At 67.0% G+C, this 14,957-nt stretch carries 13 protein-coding genes; 8 read left to right on the top strand and 5 right to left on the bottom strand.

The window, feature by feature from the left end:
• Nucleotide 1: 1 nt before the first annotated feature.
• The 3 genes from FG94_RS00770 to FG94_RS00760 all read right to left on the bottom strand — a co-directional run bounded on the left by FG94_RS00770 (nt 2) and on the right by FG94_RS00760 (nt 4,961).
• On the bottom strand, nt 2-2,752 hold the full coding sequence (locus FG94_RS00770; protein WP_051995929.1) for a type VI secretion system Vgr family protein: 2,751 nt from the start codon (nt 2,750-2,752) through the stop codon (nt 2-4).
• Nucleotides 2,753-2,915: 163 nt separating this feature from the next.
• Complete coding sequence (locus tag FG94_RS00765; RefSeq protein WP_036205859.1) at nt 2,916-3,347, bottom strand: hypothetical protein; 432 nt, start codon at nt 3,345-3,347, stop codon at nt 2,916-2,918.
• A 117-nt stretch (nt 3,348-3,464) separates the two neighbouring features.
• Nucleotides 3,465-4,961, bottom strand: coding sequence for an NYN domain-containing protein (locus FG94_RS00760; protein ID WP_036205858.1), 1,497 nt, complete (start codon nt 4,959-4,961; stop codon nt 3,465-3,467).
• A 156-nt stretch (nt 4,962-5,117) separates the two neighbouring features.
• Between FG94_RS00760 and FG94_RS28520 the strand changes: the two genes are divergently transcribed.
• Nucleotides 5,118-6,722: a PAS domain-containing sensor histidine kinase gene (locus tag FG94_RS28520; protein ID WP_051995928.1), complete on the top strand. Its 1,605-nt coding sequence runs from the start codon at nt 5,118-5,120 to the stop codon at nt 6,720-6,722.
• Nucleotides 6,695-7,033: a response regulator gene (locus FG94_RS28515; RefSeq protein WP_051995927.1), complete on the top strand. Its 339-nt coding sequence runs from the start codon at nt 6,695-6,697 to the stop codon at nt 7,031-7,033. Before FG94_RS28520 ends, FG94_RS28515 begins: the two co-directional genes overlap by 28 nt.
• On the opposite strand, the gene FG94_RS00750 is transcribed toward FG94_RS28515, so the two are convergent.
• Both FG94_RS00750 and FG94_RS00745 read right to left on the bottom strand, forming a co-directional pair.
• A complete protein-coding gene (locus tag FG94_RS00750) occupies nt 7,030-8,691 on the bottom strand; it encodes a PKD domain-containing protein (RefSeq protein WP_152570794.1) in 1,662 nt (553 codons plus the stop codon). The genes FG94_RS28515 and FG94_RS00750 overlap by 4 nt on opposite strands.
• 125 nt (nt 8,692-8,816) lie before the next feature.
• Nucleotides 8,817-9,236 (bottom strand): DUF1810 domain-containing protein, encoded by a 420-nt coding sequence (locus tag FG94_RS00745; RefSeq protein ID WP_036205854.1) that lies wholly within the window; start codon nt 9,234-9,236, stop codon nt 8,817-8,819.
• Between the two features lie 73 nt (nt 9,237-9,309).
• Between FG94_RS00745 and FG94_RS00740 the strand changes: the two genes are divergently transcribed.
• From FG94_RS00740 to FG94_RS00715, 6 genes are all read left to right on the top strand, one after another.
• Nucleotides 9,310-9,522, top strand: coding sequence for a DUF3820 family protein (locus FG94_RS00740; protein WP_027863848.1), 213 nt, complete (start codon nt 9,310-9,312; stop codon nt 9,520-9,522).
• Nucleotides 9,523-9,592: 70 nt separating this feature from the next.
• Nucleotides 9,593-9,991, top strand: a complete 399-nt coding sequence (locus tag FG94_RS00735; RefSeq protein WP_036205852.1) for a response regulator transcription factor — start codon at nt 9,593-9,595, stop codon at nt 9,989-9,991.
• Entirely contained in the window at nt 9,988-11,046 is a 1,059-nt protein-coding gene (locus tag FG94_RS00730) for a HEAT repeat domain-containing protein (protein ID WP_051995926.1), read from the top strand. The genes FG94_RS00735 and FG94_RS00730 overlap by 4 nt, the downstream gene beginning before the upstream one ends.
• Entirely contained in the window at nt 11,043-12,458 is a 1,416-nt protein-coding gene (locus tag FG94_RS00725; RefSeq protein ID WP_036205850.1) for a glycosyltransferase family 2 protein, read from the top strand. Before FG94_RS00730 ends, FG94_RS00725 begins: the two co-directional genes overlap by 4 nt.
• 37 nt (nt 12,459-12,495) lie before the next feature.
• Nucleotides 12,496-14,166, top strand: coding sequence for a hypothetical protein (locus FG94_RS00720; RefSeq protein ID WP_152570793.1), 1,671 nt, complete (start codon nt 12,496-12,498; stop codon nt 14,164-14,166).
• Nucleotides 14,163-14,927, top strand: coding sequence for an NAD-dependent deacylase (locus FG94_RS00715; protein WP_036205847.1), 765 nt, complete (start codon nt 14,163-14,165; stop codon nt 14,925-14,927). Before FG94_RS00720 ends, FG94_RS00715 begins: the two co-directional genes overlap by 4 nt.
• Nucleotides 14,928-14,957 lie beyond the last annotated feature (30 nt).

Raw genomic sequence — 14,957 nt, 5'->3', positions numbered from 1 at the left:
ATTAGTCGTCGAGCGCTTCGATGCTGTAATGGCCGAACGGGATGGCGCTGGCAAAACGCTCGGTCATGCCGGCCGCGTCTGTCCGTCCCTCGAAGATACGTCCGTCTTCCGTCGTGATGCGGTAACGCTGGTTCTGCATGGGTTCGTCGGTCCCTATCCACCGCAAGACGGTTTGCTGGTCGTGCGTCATTTCACTCGTGGGTAGGTCGACAGCGGCGAGGCTGCTGCCGCCAGGTTTGACATGAGCAAATTTCGACGACTTGATCGTGTGCTCGCCACTGCTTTGCTGCGTGATCGCGCCACCGCCAATGTCCACTTGCGCGCCCTGCGCAACAATGCGCAGCTTGGGCGCCTGCAGAACAATCTCGTCAGTTGCTGTCAGGACGATACGTTTTGCAGACGTGAGCTCGATGTCGTCGGCATGGGTTTGCATTACCAGCTTGCCGCTAGCCGCGATCAGCTTGATGCCAAGGCGATGCGCAAACAAGCTAATGCTTTCGGAGGCGCGCGCGAGCAGTTTTCTGCCAGCCGACAACTGCGTGTTGCCGATACTAACCATGTCGATGTGCGTTTGAGCGCCGATCGCCAGATTGTCCTGGCTAGCCATTGCAATGCCAGCTGGCGCTGACAGTGCCACGACAGGCTGGCCGCCGGCGCCAATATCACCCGCTCTGGCATTGCTGCCAGCGTCCCATTCCTTCAGGTAGCCGATAAGTTGCGAGAGCTCTTTGTCGTCAGTGTCCCCGGCATGGTGCGTCGTCGACAGCTCCGACAACTGTTGCTGCACACCCTGTATCGCATCAATCAATCCGATCAGCTCACCCCGATCCAGCTGTTTGCCACCGGCTTTGAGGCGGGCAGCGGCGCTGATCAGGACGCCTTGGGCGCCTCGCACGGAAACCGCATGATCACTGCGCAGCTCCGCACCTTCGCCGCGCGCTTCGCCTTTGCCGTCACTGCGGGGATGCGTGAGCCATCCAAGATTCAGTTCACTATGGCCATGCTGCGAAGAGACCTGTGCATTGATTTGTCCCGGCGTATCGTCCAGCCGGAGCTGGTTGTAGCGGGTGCCCTGCACTTCTTTACTCTTGATGCCGGCAACGTACCGGTTCCCCGGCAACGCACCGACATGGCTGAACGATGGCGGCGGAGCTTTGCCTCCATAGACCTGCGCCACGATGATGGGCTTGTCCGGGTCCCCACCCAGGAAATCGACGATGACTTCATCGCCGACACGAGGCAGCGTTATCGTTCCCCACTGATTGCTGGCCCAGGTACTGGCGACGCGCACCCAGGCCGAGTCCCGATCGCTGTCGCTGGCGCCGGCACCTTGCGCATGCAAATGGTCTTCCGCATTAGTTCCGGGAAAGCGCACTTTGACGCGGCCGTACTCATCGCAGTGCACTTCTTCACCTGCCGGGCCGACCACGACAGCACTTTGCAGCTGTGGATGCGGTAAATCGCTGCGTGGATCGAAAGCGGGAACAATCGGAACGCCGCGCCGCACGCAAGCGAAGCGATTGGTGTAGCGCATGCCGCGTTCGTCGCTAGCCTTCTGGAGGGCGTTCCGGGGCTGCGCCTCGTCCCATCGGCTCAGCGCAAACAGGCGCTGCACCTGGTCGTCGATTGCTTTGGGAAGATTGCTCTCTGCATGGACCTCAAGGCGCGTGACGACGAATTCACGTTCGTTCTCGGCGTGCGTGTCGATTTCATGATGTCCAGCCAGTCCTATCCATTGTCCGACACAAAGGGTCCGCACACTGCCTTCACCGTAAAAGCACTTGGATTCATATTCGTGCCTCTTGATGCGCAGCTCGCCGAGACGACGGTAATCTTCTCCATTGTCTCCGGCATGAGGCATATCGATCAGGTAGTCGTCGAGTGTTGCCGCGAACTGGCTACCCGTTGCCCCTTGATCGATACGGGAAGGCGTAGCGCTGCTCGTCATACGGCCTTGCATGTAGTCCCAGCTCTGGCGTGCCACATTGCCCGGTTTTAGTGTACGAACAGGACTCCAGCGGATGATGGTGTCGCTTTGCTCTGTGCCGTCGTCCTGGTGGTAGCGCACGGTGCCGGCGACGTTTTGCGGCAACGTGGACACGTCGTCGAACAGGACAAGCATATGACCCGGCATGTCCGGGTCTCCTGACGCGCTGGCTCGCCCAGCTCGAACAAACCAGGCGATACCACGTCGTTTCCATAATCGACACAGGAACCCGGCATCGGATTCGTTATGCTGCATCGTGAATTCCCGCGCGGGATAGGTGCCGGTGATGTGAGACCAGTCTACGTCGAAAGCCTTGGCCAATACCGGATTATTCCGGCGCCATTCGTCGAGAATGATTTCGGTGATGTCCAGTTCGTTCTGGTTACGGAAAATTCGCGTATTGATACGCTGCTCCATCAGCGCTAACGCGTCGCGTATCACCAGTTGATAGGTCGCCAAGCCGCCGTCGCCGTGCCCGGCAGCCGCTTGTGACACGATGCCGCATACGGCGTGCAATTTACCGCGGTCAGTGACGAACTGGAGTTCGACCGGTAATGCGATGAATTCTTTCAGTGGAAAGTCCGCACGGGTCGCTACGCATGCAAGGCGGTATTCCAGCCCGCCGCATATCGTCTCGCATCCTGAAACACGCTTGACCAACAATACGTCGTCAAGCACCTTCTGCCCTTGCGCCAGCCTTGCACGGATTGGTCGATTCCCGTCCGACATGCCGACGAATACGCCTGCCAATTCCTTGAGATTCATGCGAGTTGCATCCCAGGTTGCATTACTGAGTGTTTTTCTCCAACAAACAGTATTGCAACTATGTACCCGCAGTAATTGATCTGGGATAAACCTGAGGCCGAGGCAGAGTTATCAGGACAATGACCTCAAGTAGCACGCTATTTCAAGCGTGTCGCATTCAGCTCTACGCTTCTTCGCCCTGCACCCGCTCGAAGGGGCCGATGCAGGTGTTCATGGTCTCGTCCGCGCACATCAGGAACAGCGCCCCGGAGGGGTGGAAACGGATGTAGTTGGTGGCGGTGGTGCCGGGTTTCATGATGGCGCCGGCACAGTCCTTCTTGCCGTTGTCCTTCACGATGCGGTCTTCCAGCCGGTAGAAACCCTTGGCGCTGGGCTTGGCGGGGATGCGGTATTCGCTCTCGGAGACTTCTTCGGCGCTGGTGACGAGGGTGGTGCCGTCACCGCGGAAGCGGTAGGTTTCCGAGCAGCCGAGGTCGGGCAGGCTCAGTTTCCAGATGCCCAGGATGGGATGATCGGCCGGCGGCGCGGCCTGGGCCGCGGGCAGCGCGGCGATCAAGAACAAGGCCCCAGTCAACACCGCGGCAGGCACACGCATGGCAGGCTCCTTCGCACGTTGCGACAGCCGGGCGGACGCCGCGGCAGGCCCGCGCATGCGGACGGTGCCATTATTGCAGGGGCGGCGCGCGCACGTCGCACGCGCCGCCGTGTGCCGTCAGCCGTTTTCGGCAGGGGTCTTCGGCTTGGCCGGACGGCGTCCGCGCGGGGCGGTCTTGCGGGCCGGGGCCTTGTGGGCCGGGCGGGCAGTCTTCTTGCGCGCCGCCTTGGCCTCGGCATCGCCGTCGGCATCCGCGGCGTCACCGGCATCAAGCGCGGTATCCGTTGCGGTATCGGCTGCCGCTTCCGCTGCACTTGCCGGCATGTCCGCAGCGCTGTCGAGCGCCACGGTCGGAGCGGGCAGATCGGCCGCCGCTTCGACAGCCGGCGCTTCGGCTGCCGCTTTCTTCGCGGCCGGCTTGCGCGGTGCGCGGCGGCGTTCCTTGACCGGGGCCGGCGCCGGCTCCACGGGGACCTCCTCCACCGCGGTGTCGGTGCTTGCTTCGACCGCTTCTTCAGCCAGCGGCGCTTCCGCTGCCGCCTCTTCCGTGGCGGCCGGGCCCGGCGGCAGTTCCGCGGCCAGGGCCGCGTCCACCGCGCTCAGCTCGGGCACGGCGGACCCCGCCTCGCGGCCCCTGCCGCCGCGCCCGCCGCGGCCGCGGCGGCCACGTTCCGGCTTGGCTTCGGCCTGCGGCGGTGCTTCCTCGCCGCCCTCGACGGCGGCCGCTTCCTCGCCCGCCGGGCTCTCCGGCACCACCACCAGCTCCGGGGCCGGCATCGCCACCGGCGCCGCGACGCTGCGGAACACATAGGTGCCGGATTTTTCGTCGCGGCCGAAGTCGAACAGGCCGCGCGCCTGGGCTTCTTCCAGCAGGTTGCCGAAGGTGCGGAAACCGTAGAAGGTCTCGGAGAAGTCCGGACGGCGGCGCTTCAGAGTGTCCTTCAGCAGCGAGGCCCAGATCTTGCCGGTGTCGCCGCGCTCGGAAACCAGCGCGTCGAAGGTCTCGACCACCATCTCGAGCGCCTGCGCCTTGCGCGCTTCCAGCTCCTCGCGGCGCTTGTCGTCGCTCGGGCGGCGCGCCGCCGGCTGGCCGCGGCGCGCGTCGAGTTCTTCCTTGCGCTTGGCGGCGGCGCGGTTCTTCTCACGCACCAGGTCGTCGTAGAAGATGAATTCGTCGCAGTTCGCCACCAGGAGGTCCGAGGTGGATTGCTTGACGCCCACGCCGATCACGCGCTTGGCGTTCTCGCGCAGCTTCGATACCAGCGGCGAAAAGTCCGAGTCGCCCGAGACGATCACGAAGGTGTCGACATGCGACTTGGTGTAGCACAGGTCGAGCGCGTCGACCACCAGGCGGATGTCGGCCGAATTCTTGCCCGACTGGCGCACGTGGGGAATCTCGATCAGCTCGAAGTTCGCCTCGTGCATGGGCGCCTTGAAGGTCTTGTAGCGGTCCCAGTCGCAATAGGCTTTCTTGACCACGATGCTGCCCTTGAGCAGCAGGCGTTCCAGCACCGGCTTGATGTCGAATTTTTCGTAGTTGGCGTCGCGCACGCCGAGCGCGACGTTTTCGAAGTCGCAGAACACCGCCATGCTGATGTTGTCGGAGGAAGCCATGAATTATTGCTTTCAGATAATAAAGGGACGAACTGACCGCGATTATACGCAACCCGCTTCTTCCTGGCGGCGCGCGTGTCGCAGTAGTAAATGTGTCATCGCAAGCAATCGCTTTTATAATTGTGTTTTCTTCATGGCCCGCCCCTGTATTGACCCATGCTCTCGCCATCCGTTTTCGAGTCAGCGTTCAATAGTTCGCCGATCGGCAAGTACCTGCTGTCGCCGACGCCCGAGGCCGTGATCCTCGCCGTGAACGATGCCTTCCTGAAAGCGTCTTCGCGCCGGCGCGAGGAGCTGGTGGGCACGAGCCTGTTCGTGGCCTTCCCTTCCAATCCCGACGACCCCGCCAGCAGCACCAACGAGGCCGAGCTGCGCGCATCGTTCGCCAAGGTGCTGGCGACCCGCGAGCCGGACATGCTTCCGGTGCAGCGCTACCCGATACCCCTGGAAGGACCCGACGGCACGGTCAGCTTCGACGAGCGGTTCTGGAGTGCCTACAGCGCACCGGTATTCGACGAAGACGGCGCCATCGCCTGCATCTCGCACACGACCAAGGACGTTACCGAGCAGATCCGTTCCGAACGGGCGCTGCGCGAAAGCGAGAGCCGGTTCCGGGCGCTGACCACGGCCGGCCAGGTGGTGTACCGGATGAACGCCGACTGGACCGAGCTGCGCGAGCTCGACGGGCGCGGCTTCCTGAAGGATACCGCGGGTCCGCGCGCGTTCTGGCTCCAGGACTACATTCCGGCCGACGAGCAGGCGCGTGTGCACGCAGCCGTGCTCGAAGCGATCCGCACCGGCTCCGTGTACGAGCTGGAGCACCGGGTGCGCCGCATCGACGGCAGCGACGGCTGGGCATTGTCGCGCGCCGTGCCGATCCAGTATGCGCACGGACGGGTGGTGGAATGGATCGGCGCGGCCAGCGACATCAGCGAGCGCAAGGCAGCCGAGGAGAAGCTGCGCGAGTCGGACCGGCGCAAGGACGAATTCCTCGCCATGCTGGCCCACGAGCTGCGCAATCCGATCGCGCCGATCAGCGCCGCGGCCGCCCTGCTGCAACGCATGAAGCCGGACGAGGCGCTGGTGCGGCGCACCAGCGAGATCATCGCGCGCCAGGTCGGCCACATGACGGCGCTGATCGACGACCTGCTCGACGTATCGCGGGTCACCCGCGGCCTGGTCGAACTGGAGCAGGCGCCGGTCGACCTGCGCGACGTGCTGCAGGATGCGGTCGAGCAAGTCACGCCGCTGGTGCGCGCACGCCGCCACGACCTGTCGCTGGCGCTGCCGCAAGGCGCGGTCATGGTCAGGGGCGACAAGAAGCGGCTGGTGCAGGTGGTCGCCAACCTCCTCAACAACGCGGCCAAGTACACGCCGGAAGGCGGACGCCTGGTGCTGCGCGCCCATGCCGCCGACGGCAATGCCTGCATCGACGTCAGCGACAACGGCATCGGCATGGCGCCCGAGCTGACCGGGCGGGTGTTCGAGCTGTTCGCGCAGGCCGAGCGCAGCGTCGACCGCTCGCTGGGCGGCCTCGGGCTGGGACTGGCCCTGGTGAAAAGCCTGGTCGAACTGCACGGCGGCTCGGTCGCCTGCGCCAGCCCGGGACTTGGACTGGGCAGCACCTTCTCGGTCTGCCTGCCCTGCTGCACCGGGAATGCCGCGCCGTGCGAAGATGCCGCCCCCATTGCCGCGGATGCGGCCGCCAGGGGGCTGCGCTGCGGGTCCTGGTCGTGGACGACAACGTCGACGCGGCCGTGACCCTGGCCATGGTGCTGGAAGCGGCCGGCCACCAGACACTGGTGGAACACGGCGCGCTGGCCGCCCTCGAACGCGCACGGGCGACGCCGCCGCAAGTCTGCCTGCTCGACATCGGCCTGCCGGAGATGGACGGCAAGGAGCTCGCGCGGCGCCTTCGCGCCGACCCGGCCACGGCGGGCGCCCTGCTGGTCGCCGTCACCGGCTATGGTCAGGACAGCGAACGCCAGCAGATCATGGCCGCCGGCTTCGACCACCACCTGGTCAAGCCGGTGGACATGGAGCGGCTCGGGGCGATCCTGGCCACCGTCTAGCGGAGCAGCTGCGTCGGCCCGTGGCCCAGCCGGGCCGCCAGGGCGCGCGCCTGCAGCTGCCGGTGCGCGGCCGCGCCCGCAGCGTTCGCAAGCGCACCCTGGCCTTGCGCGCCGGGCGTGCCGAGGTCGAGGATCGTGAGCTGCTCGAACAGCTGCGTGGCCTTGCCGGTCGAGTCCCTGACGCGCACGACGATGGTGTAGTCGCCGTTGGAGGTATAGGTATGGCTGGCGCGCACCTCGCCCTTGCCCCGGTATTCGCGCAGGCCCACCACCTGGGGGCCGCTGCCGTCGCCCCAGTCGACTGTCGCGCTGTGTGTGTCGCCCACGTTGCGGTCGCGGAAGGACAGCGTGATCTCGAGCGGCTGGTTCAGGCGCGGCTGGGCGTGCCGGATCGGCCCGAGCACCGGCGCATCGGTGCCGCCGCCGTTGGCGCGCAGGAGCACCACCCCGGCGTTGGAACTGGCCACGATATCGCCGTTGTTCGAGACCGCAAGCGCCGAGTGCAGCACCAGGCCCGTGGGCGGGTTGAGCAGGCGCGTATTCAGGTCGACCGCGCCGCCGTGGGTCCAGCGATACGCGATATTGTCGCCCGGAGCGCGCTGCCCCAGGCCGACCACCACGCCGCGCTCGTTGGCGGCATTGGCTTCGGAGACCTGGAGCCCGCGCGGGTGCAGGTCGACCAGGCCGCGCGCCCGGGAAAACAGGAAGGCGCGGGGCGCGGGGTCGGAATTCCCGCTGACCCTGCGGCCGACCACTTCGCCGTTGCCGTTCAGCCCATGCGTGATGGTGCGCGCGCCGATACGCACCGCGCCCTTGCCTGGACTCCACAGGAAGGCGCTGAGCTCGGAGCTCAGCGTGTCGAGCATCCCGGCGATCTCCCCGCGGTTGTTGCCCGTCGAAGCGAATGCGAAGCGCTTGCCGAAGGGACCGAGGTCCATCGTCCGGCCGGCGGCGTCCCAGGCCAGCACGTTCGGCGCCCCGCCCGCCGCGTCTCCGGACCCGACGGTGACGTTGCCGTCGTTGATGTGGCTGGCATAGGTCGCGCCGATGTCCGCCGGCGCGGGCAGCTGGATCAGGCGGTTCGCCGCGGTCCAGCGCACGGCGCGGTCGGCGCCGTTCTCGGCCGAAAGCGCGGATCGTCCGACGATCTCCGCGTGATTGTTGATGGCCGTGACGAAGGTGGAACCGTCGCTGCTCAGGCTCGGCAAGGGAAGCAGGCCGCGTGACGCCGACCAGCGGAACGGCCGGAACGGGGTGCCTTCAGGCATCGCCGGCTCGACGACGCTGGCCGAGAAGGCGACTTCGCCCTTGTCGTTGAGGTCGCCGAGAAAGGCGGTCCGGTTGTTCGGCGGCGAGATGTCGATCACGCGCGCACCGTCGAAATAGCCCACGTGCAGCAGGCCATCGAGGCCGAAGTATTCGAACGCGGCCTGGCCGCGGGCATTGATGTCGGCCACGAAGCCGAAGGTCCCGCCTGCAAGATTGACGATGCCATAGACGTCCCGGCCCTGGCTCCCGGCCTTGTGCCCTTCCTGCTCCCCTGGCGCGGCAAGGACCTTGCCGCTGTTCTCGCCGGCACGGCTGCCGGCGGCCACCGCGCTCGCCAGCACCACCATGCCTGTTATCGTGGAAAAACGCCCTATCGAGAAATGTCGCATTGTCTGTCTCCGGTAGTGGGCTCATGCGCCTGCATGAGGCAGGACGAATGTAGAACGCCCACCGGGCGGACAGGACGAACTACCGCAAACGCGTTCGATGGCGCGACAGGAATGGACGCCGGCGTTTACAGCCGCGCCAGGGTAGCATCGTCCGGCTCGCCATCGAAATACTTGTCGATGCAGTCCTGGAAGACCGCTTCGTCCGGCGCGACGTCGGCAAACAGGGTCATCGACGAGCGGAACTTGAGGTCGTCGGGGTGGCCAAATATTTCTTCAGCCGTCAGCCCGTCACGCTTGGCCACGATGCCCGCGCACTCGCGCAGGCGCGCGCCCAGCACCGGATGCGCCAGGTAGGCGGCGGCCTCATCGCTGGACGCGATCGCGTAGCGCTGCGCCATCTCGCTGCGGCCGAGCCCGGCAATCTGGGGAAAGATGAACCACATCCAGTGGCTGTGCTTGCGGCCGGCGCGCAGTTCGGCGAGCACCGTGGCGTACACCGGTTCCTGGGCCTGGACGAAACGTTCCAGGTCGAATTCATTGTCCATTGCATCACCTCCAGCTCCGACCATGCTACAACTTTGAGATTGTTTGCTAAAGTGCGTTCCATAGGACGCGCCAATGGACACCCATCATCTCTCTCTACTGCTCGTGCGCGACATGCCGTACGGGAAATACAAAGGCCACAAGATTGCCGACCTGCCGGGCCACTACCTGGGCTGGTTTGCCCGCGAAGGCTTTCCACGCGGCGAGCTGGGCCAGTTGCTGGCCCTGATGTACGAGCTCGACCATAATAATCTGCGCAGCCTGCTCGACCCGCTTCGTAGCCGCTGAGCAACAGCGCCAGGCACCACAGCAGTGCTTGTCGGCTATACTGGCGGCGCCACCGTCTAATCGGAATTCGATGGAAAACGAACACGCTTCCCCTCCCCTCGTGCTGGTCGTCGAGGACGACGAGCACATCGCCCAGGTCCTGCGCTTCATGCTGGAGCGCCAGGCTTACCGCGTCGTCCACCTGGCCGACGGCCGCGCCGCGAGCGAACATTTCCGCGCTGCCGCCGAGCGGCCCGACCTGGTGCTGCTCGACGTCATGCTGCCCTACGTCGACGGCTTCGAGCTGGTACAGCTGGCGCGCGAACGCAGCGACTGGGCCGGCTTGCCGATCCTGATGCTCACTGCCAAGAATACCGAACGCGACACCGTGCGCGCGCTCGACGCCGGCGCCAACGATTTCGTCATCAAGCCTTTCCAGCCGAATGAACTGCTGGCGCGGGTCCGGCGTTTCCTGAAGACGGGCCCATGACCCCGAGCGCCTTGCCCGCAGGCGCCGGCAACACCTTCATTACCGTCGCGGTCTGGACTGGGACGGTCGCCCTCGTCCTGACCCTGTTGCTGGCCCTGCAGATCGTGCTGCTGCGTATCAGCCTGCGGCGGCGCGAGCGGCGCGCGGCGCGCGCCGTCGCCCGCTGGCGCCCGCTGCTGAACCAGGCCATCGTCGGGGAAGAACCCGAGCTGCCGTCCTTGCGGCCGAACGAGCGCCTGCCCTTCCTGCACCTGTGGGCGCACCTGCAGGGTTCGCTGCGCGGCGAGGCCAACGAAGCGCTCAATGGCGTGGCGCGCCGGCTCGGCGTCGATACCCTGGCCCGCGGCATGCTCGCACGCGGCGCGCGCAATGAACGCCTGCTGGCCACCCTGGTGCTGGGACACCTGCGCGACCGCGCCGCCTGGCCGCAGCTGCTGCCGCTGGCCAGCGCCGCCGACAGCGTGCTCTCGCTCAGCGCGCTGTGGGCGCTGGTGCGGGTCGATCCGGAAGCCGCGGCCGACTACCTGACACCGCTGTTCATCGAGCGCGAAGACTGGGCGCTGTCGCACGTGGCCGGCATCCTGCAGCAGGCCAGCGGCCCGGTGGCGCAGGTGCTGGCGCGCATCCTGCCGGGCTTGCCCGAGGATCGGCTGCCGCGCGCATTGCGGATCGCCGAATCCCTGCGGGTCACCCTTCCGGCCGGGGTGCTCGCCGAGGCCCTGCGCAGCCCGTCAAGTAGCGTGGTGATCGCCGCCCTGCGCGGCGTGCTGACACCTGCCACGCTGTCTGAAGTGCGCACCCTGCTCGGCCATGAAGACTGGCAGGTGCGGGTGCAGGCCGCGCGCGCCCTGGGCCGGGTCGGCGAGCGCAGCGACGCCGCCCGCTTGACCCGCCTGCTGGGCGACCCGCAATGGTGGGTGCGCTACCGCGCGGCCCAGGCGCTGCGCGAACTGCCGCTGCTGGCACAGGCCGACCTGGACGCGGTGCGCGCCTCGCTCACCGACCGCTTCGCGCTCGACATGCTGGACCAGGTACTGGCGGAGGAGCAGGCATGACCGATTTCATCACCTGGTTCGTGTTCTGCTACTTCATCGCGCTCAACGGCGGATACCTGCTGCTGAACGCGATCGCGCTGCGGGCCCTGCGCGTCAAGGGCCAGGAACTGTTCATCGCCGACCTGCCGCGCGCCTATTCCGGCCTGGAGCCGCCAGTGAGCATCCTGGTGCCGGCCTATAACGAGGAAGCCACCATCGCCGCCTCGGTCCGCTCGATGCTGCAGCTGACCTACGCCGAGTTCGAGATCATCGTCGTCAACGACGGCTCCAAGGACGGCACGCTGGAGGTGCTCAAGCGCGAGTTCGCCCTGCTGCCCTTCCCGGAAGCCTACCGGCGCCAGATCCCGACCGCCGAGGTGCGCGGCATCTACCGCTCGACGCGCTACCCGAACGTGCGCGTGATCGACAAGCTCAACGGCGGCAAGGCGGATTCCCTGAATGCCGCGATCAACGTCTCGCGCTATCCGCTGGTATGCGGGGTCGACGCCGATTCGATCCTGCAGCGCGACAGCCTGGCCAAGGTCACCGAGCCCTTCCTGCGCGACCCGACCGTGGTGGCGGCCGGCGGCACGGTGCGGGTGGCCAACGGCTGCACCGTCAGCGGGGGCTTCCTCACCAGCGTCGGACTGCCGAAGAACATCTGGGCCCTGTTCCAGGTGGTAGAATACCTGCGCGCCTTCCTCTTCGGACGGCTGGGCTGGTCGTCGATGAACGGCATGCTGATCATCTCCGGCGCCTTCGGCGTGTTCCGCAAGGACGCGGTGGTGCTGGCCGGCGGCTACCGGCGCGACACCATCGGCGAGGACATGGAACTGGTAGTGCGCATGCACCGCCTGCTGCGCGAGAAGCGCCAGCCCTACCGCATCGAATTCGTCCCCGACCCGGTGTGCTGGACCGAGGCGCCCGAGGACTACCGTACCCTGAAGAACCAGCGCATCCGCTGGCAGCGCGGACTGGCCGAGAGCCTGAACGCCAACTGGGGCCTGGTCTTCTCGCGTAACGGCGGCGTGCCGGGCTGGGTGGCCTTCCCCTTCATGCTGCTGTTCGAGTGGCTCGGTCCGCTGGTGGAGATCGGCGGCTATGTGTTCATGATCTGGGCTTACTTCAGCGGCATGATTTCCTGGGAGGCCTTCGGCGCCTTCCTGTTCGTCGCCATCGGCCTGGGCATCCTGCTGTCGGCCTCCGGCCTGCTGCTGGAAGAGATGTCCTTCCACATCTACCCGCGCGGCAGGCAACTCTTGATGCTGGGACTGGTGGTGATCCTGGAGAACTTCGGCTACCGCCAGCTCAATTCCATCTGGCGCCTGACCGGCCTGTGGCGCTGGGCGATGCAGAAGGAGTCGAGCTGGGGCACGATGAAGCGCAAGGGCACTTGGCAAAGCCAGGACGGCCAAACGCCAAGCGGCAAATGAGCGCGGCAAGCCGGCCGTCATCGCTACACTGAAGGCCATGTTACGGCTTGCCTTACTTTTTCTCCTGTCGATGAGCGCTCCCGCCCACGCCGCGTTCCTGCACCTGTGCCCAGCGCAGTCGGCACCTAGCGGCGTCCCTTCCGCCAAGGCCCGCGGGGCCGACGGCAAGGAACTGCGCTTCGTCGTCACCGGCGCAGCAGCGCTGCCCGGCTGCCGCTCGCTCGCCCTCGGCGCCGCCCAAGTCGAAACCCTGCACGTGCTGGGCGCGGACGCGACGCCGACGCCCACCATCCTGCTCCAGGGCGAAGCCAGGGATGGAAGCTTCGCCGTCAGCGAACAGACCCTGGTGCCTGAAGGCGATGGGCAGCCATCGAAGCCGGCGTCGATGCCGCTGCGGACCAACCTGCTGGACCGGATGCAGGTCCGCGCCTATGGGGTCGAAGAGCGGGTCCAGGCGCGCCTCGACCAGGGCCGCCTGCGCATCGATTGCCGCGCCGGCTCGCGCCCGGCGGGCGTGCTGCTCACGGGCCCGTGGACCATCCCGCGCCTGCGCGCGCAGCTGGTGGCCAGGCATTCCGGCAAGGGACAGTTCACCTGGCAGGCTGCGGACGCGGCAGGGGCGGCGCGCGAATCGGCGCTCGACATGGGCCAGCTTTCCGCCAAGGGCGGCGCCGGCAGCACACGCCTGGCCCTGCCGGCCGCCCTCGACCGGGGCAACTGGCGCCACTTCGTGCTCGCCTGCCCGGCCGCCGGCGGCAGCCTGGCGCTGGATTCCCTGGTGCTGGAACCGGATGCCCCGGACGCCGCGCCGCGCTCGACCTGGATCTGGGACCGCAGCGCCTGGCTCGAACGCGGCGAGGAACTGCTCGACTGGGCCGCGCGCGAGCGCATCGGCGAGCTGTTCATCGTGGTGCCGCTGGAACAAGGCCGCATCAAGGATCCGGAGCTTCTCTCCGCCTTCGTGCGCCGCGCCGGGCAAAGGGGCATCGGCATCAGCGCGGTGGAAGGCGACCCGCACATGGTGCTGCCGGGCGAGCGCGCCGCCACCGCCGCGCGCGCCCGCGCCTATGCCGCCTACAATGCCGCGGCCGAACCGGCAGCGCGCTTGAAGAGCATCCAGTTCGACATCGAACCCTACTTGCTGCCCGAGCACGTGCTGCCGGCCGCGCGCCTCGATGCAGAGTATGTGGCCACCCTGGCGGCGCTGCGCGAAGCGGCGGGCGGCATGCCGCTCGAGTTCGTGGTGCCCTTCTGGTGGGGCGAGCGGCAGGCGCTGCTGGACGGCCTGGCGCGGCATGCCGATGCGGTCTCGGTGATGGACTACCGCACCGATCCCGAGCAGATCCTCGCCTTCGCCATCCCCTTCCTGGATTGGGGAGCGGCCAGCGGCAAGCGCGTGCGCATCGCGCTGGAAGCCGGCCCGCTGCCGTTCGAGACCCAGCGCCGCTACCGCCGCGCACCGATTGGCGCCGCGAGCGACATGCTGCTGTTCACGATCGAAGGCCAGCAGGTAGCGGTGCTGCTGCGCCAGCCGCTCGCGCATCCGCGCGCCCTGCCCTACCAGTTAATAGATAGCCGCCCGATCGACGGTTCGGCCACCAGCTTCCACAAGAACAAGGACGCGCTGCGCGCCCTGCTGCCCCGCCTGGAGGCCGATTTCGGCGCCTGGCCAGGGTTCGCCGGGATCGCGCTGCACGAGTGGCGATGACGACGACTGATGTCGATCCCAGCCTGCTCGCCGCGCTGCGCGAGGCGCGCAAACTCATGGTGCTGACTGGCGCGGGGATGTCCGCCGAAAGCGGCATTCCCACCTTCCGCGACGCCTTGACCGGCCTGTGGCGGCAGTTCGACGCGGCCTCGCTTGCCACGCCGGACGCCTTCCGGCGCGATCCCGCCCTGGTCTGGGGCTGGTACGAATGGCGGCGCATGAAAGCGCTGTCGGCCCGGCCGAACGCGGGACACGTCGCGATCGCGCGGCTCGCCAGCCGCATGGAACACCTGTCCCTGTTCACCCAGAATGTCGACGACCTGCACGAGCGTGCCGGCAGCCATGACGTGCAGCACCTGCACGGCAGTCTCCATCATCCACGCTGTGCCGACTGTGCGCGTCCCTTCTCCCTGCCGGCGGCCGCGCCCGTGGAGCCCGAAGGCGGCCGGCGCCTGGCGCCGCCAAGCTGCCCGGCATGCGGCGGCCCGGTCAGGCCCGGCGTGGTGTGGTTCAACGAAGCGCTTCCCGAAGACGTCCTCGCGCGTGCATTCGATGCATGCGCCAGCTGCGATCTGCTGATCGTCGTCGGCACCTCGGGCACGGTCTATCCGGTGGCGCAGCTTCCCGAGGTAGCGCGCCGGGCCGGCAGCCGGGTCGTCCAGGTCAATCCGACTGCCAGCGAGCTGGATCGCGTGTGCACGTGGAACCTGAGGGGAAGCGCCGCGCAGGTGTTGCCGGCCCTGCTCGACCGCACATGGTGAGCCCGGGCACGGGGCAGCGCCGTGAGATTT

This window comes from Massilia sp. LC238, assembly GCF_000735635.1.
GTDB lineage: Bacteria > Pseudomonadota > Gammaproteobacteria > Burkholderiales > Burkholderiaceae_D > Telluria > Telluria varians.
This window is presented reverse-complemented; position numbering and strand designations above follow the sequence as displayed.

Bases quoted from the DNA above. Each gene is read 5' to 3' on its own strand.
- FG94_RS00770 (WP_051995929.1), bottom strand. From the start codon at position 2,752: ATGAATCTCAAGGAATTGGCAGGCGTATTCGTCGGCATGTCGGACGGG.
- FG94_RS00765 (WP_036205859.1), bottom strand. From the start codon at position 3,347: ATGCGTGTGCCTGCCGCGGTGTTGACTGGGGCCTTGTTCTTGATCGCC.
- FG94_RS00760 (WP_036205858.1), bottom strand. From the start codon at position 4,961: ATGGCTTCCTCCGACAACATCAGCATGGCGGTGTTCTGCGACTTCGAA.
- FG94_RS28520 (WP_051995928.1), top strand. From the start codon at position 5,118: ATGCTCTCGCCATCCGTTTTCGAGTCAGCGTTCAATAGTTCGCCGATC.
- FG94_RS00750 (WP_152570794.1), bottom strand. From the start codon at position 8,691: ATGCGACATTTCTCGATAGGGCGTTTTTCCACGATAACAGGCATGGTG.
- FG94_RS00745 (WP_036205854.1), bottom strand. From the start codon at position 9,236: ATGGACAATGAATTCGACCTGGAACGTTTCGTCCAGGCCCAGGAACCG.
- FG94_RS00740 (WP_027863848.1), top strand. From the start codon at position 9,310: ATGGACACCCATCATCTCTCTCTACTGCTCGTGCGCGACATGCCGTAC.
- FG94_RS00735 (WP_036205852.1), top strand. From the start codon at position 9,593: ATGGAAAACGAACACGCTTCCCCTCCCCTCGTGCTGGTCGTCGAGGAC.
- FG94_RS00730 (WP_051995926.1), top strand. From the start codon at position 9,988: ATGACCCCGAGCGCCTTGCCCGCAGGCGCCGGCAACACCTTCATTACC.
- FG94_RS00725 (WP_036205850.1), top strand. From the start codon at position 11,043: ATGACCGATTTCATCACCTGGTTCGTGTTCTGCTACTTCATCGCGCTC.
- FG94_RS00720 (WP_152570793.1), top strand. From the start codon at position 12,496: ATGTTACGGCTTGCCTTACTTTTTCTCCTGTCGATGAGCGCTCCCGCC.
- FG94_RS00715 (WP_036205847.1), top strand. From the start codon at position 14,163: ATGACGACGACTGATGTCGATCCCAGCCTGCTCGCCGCGCTGCGCGAG.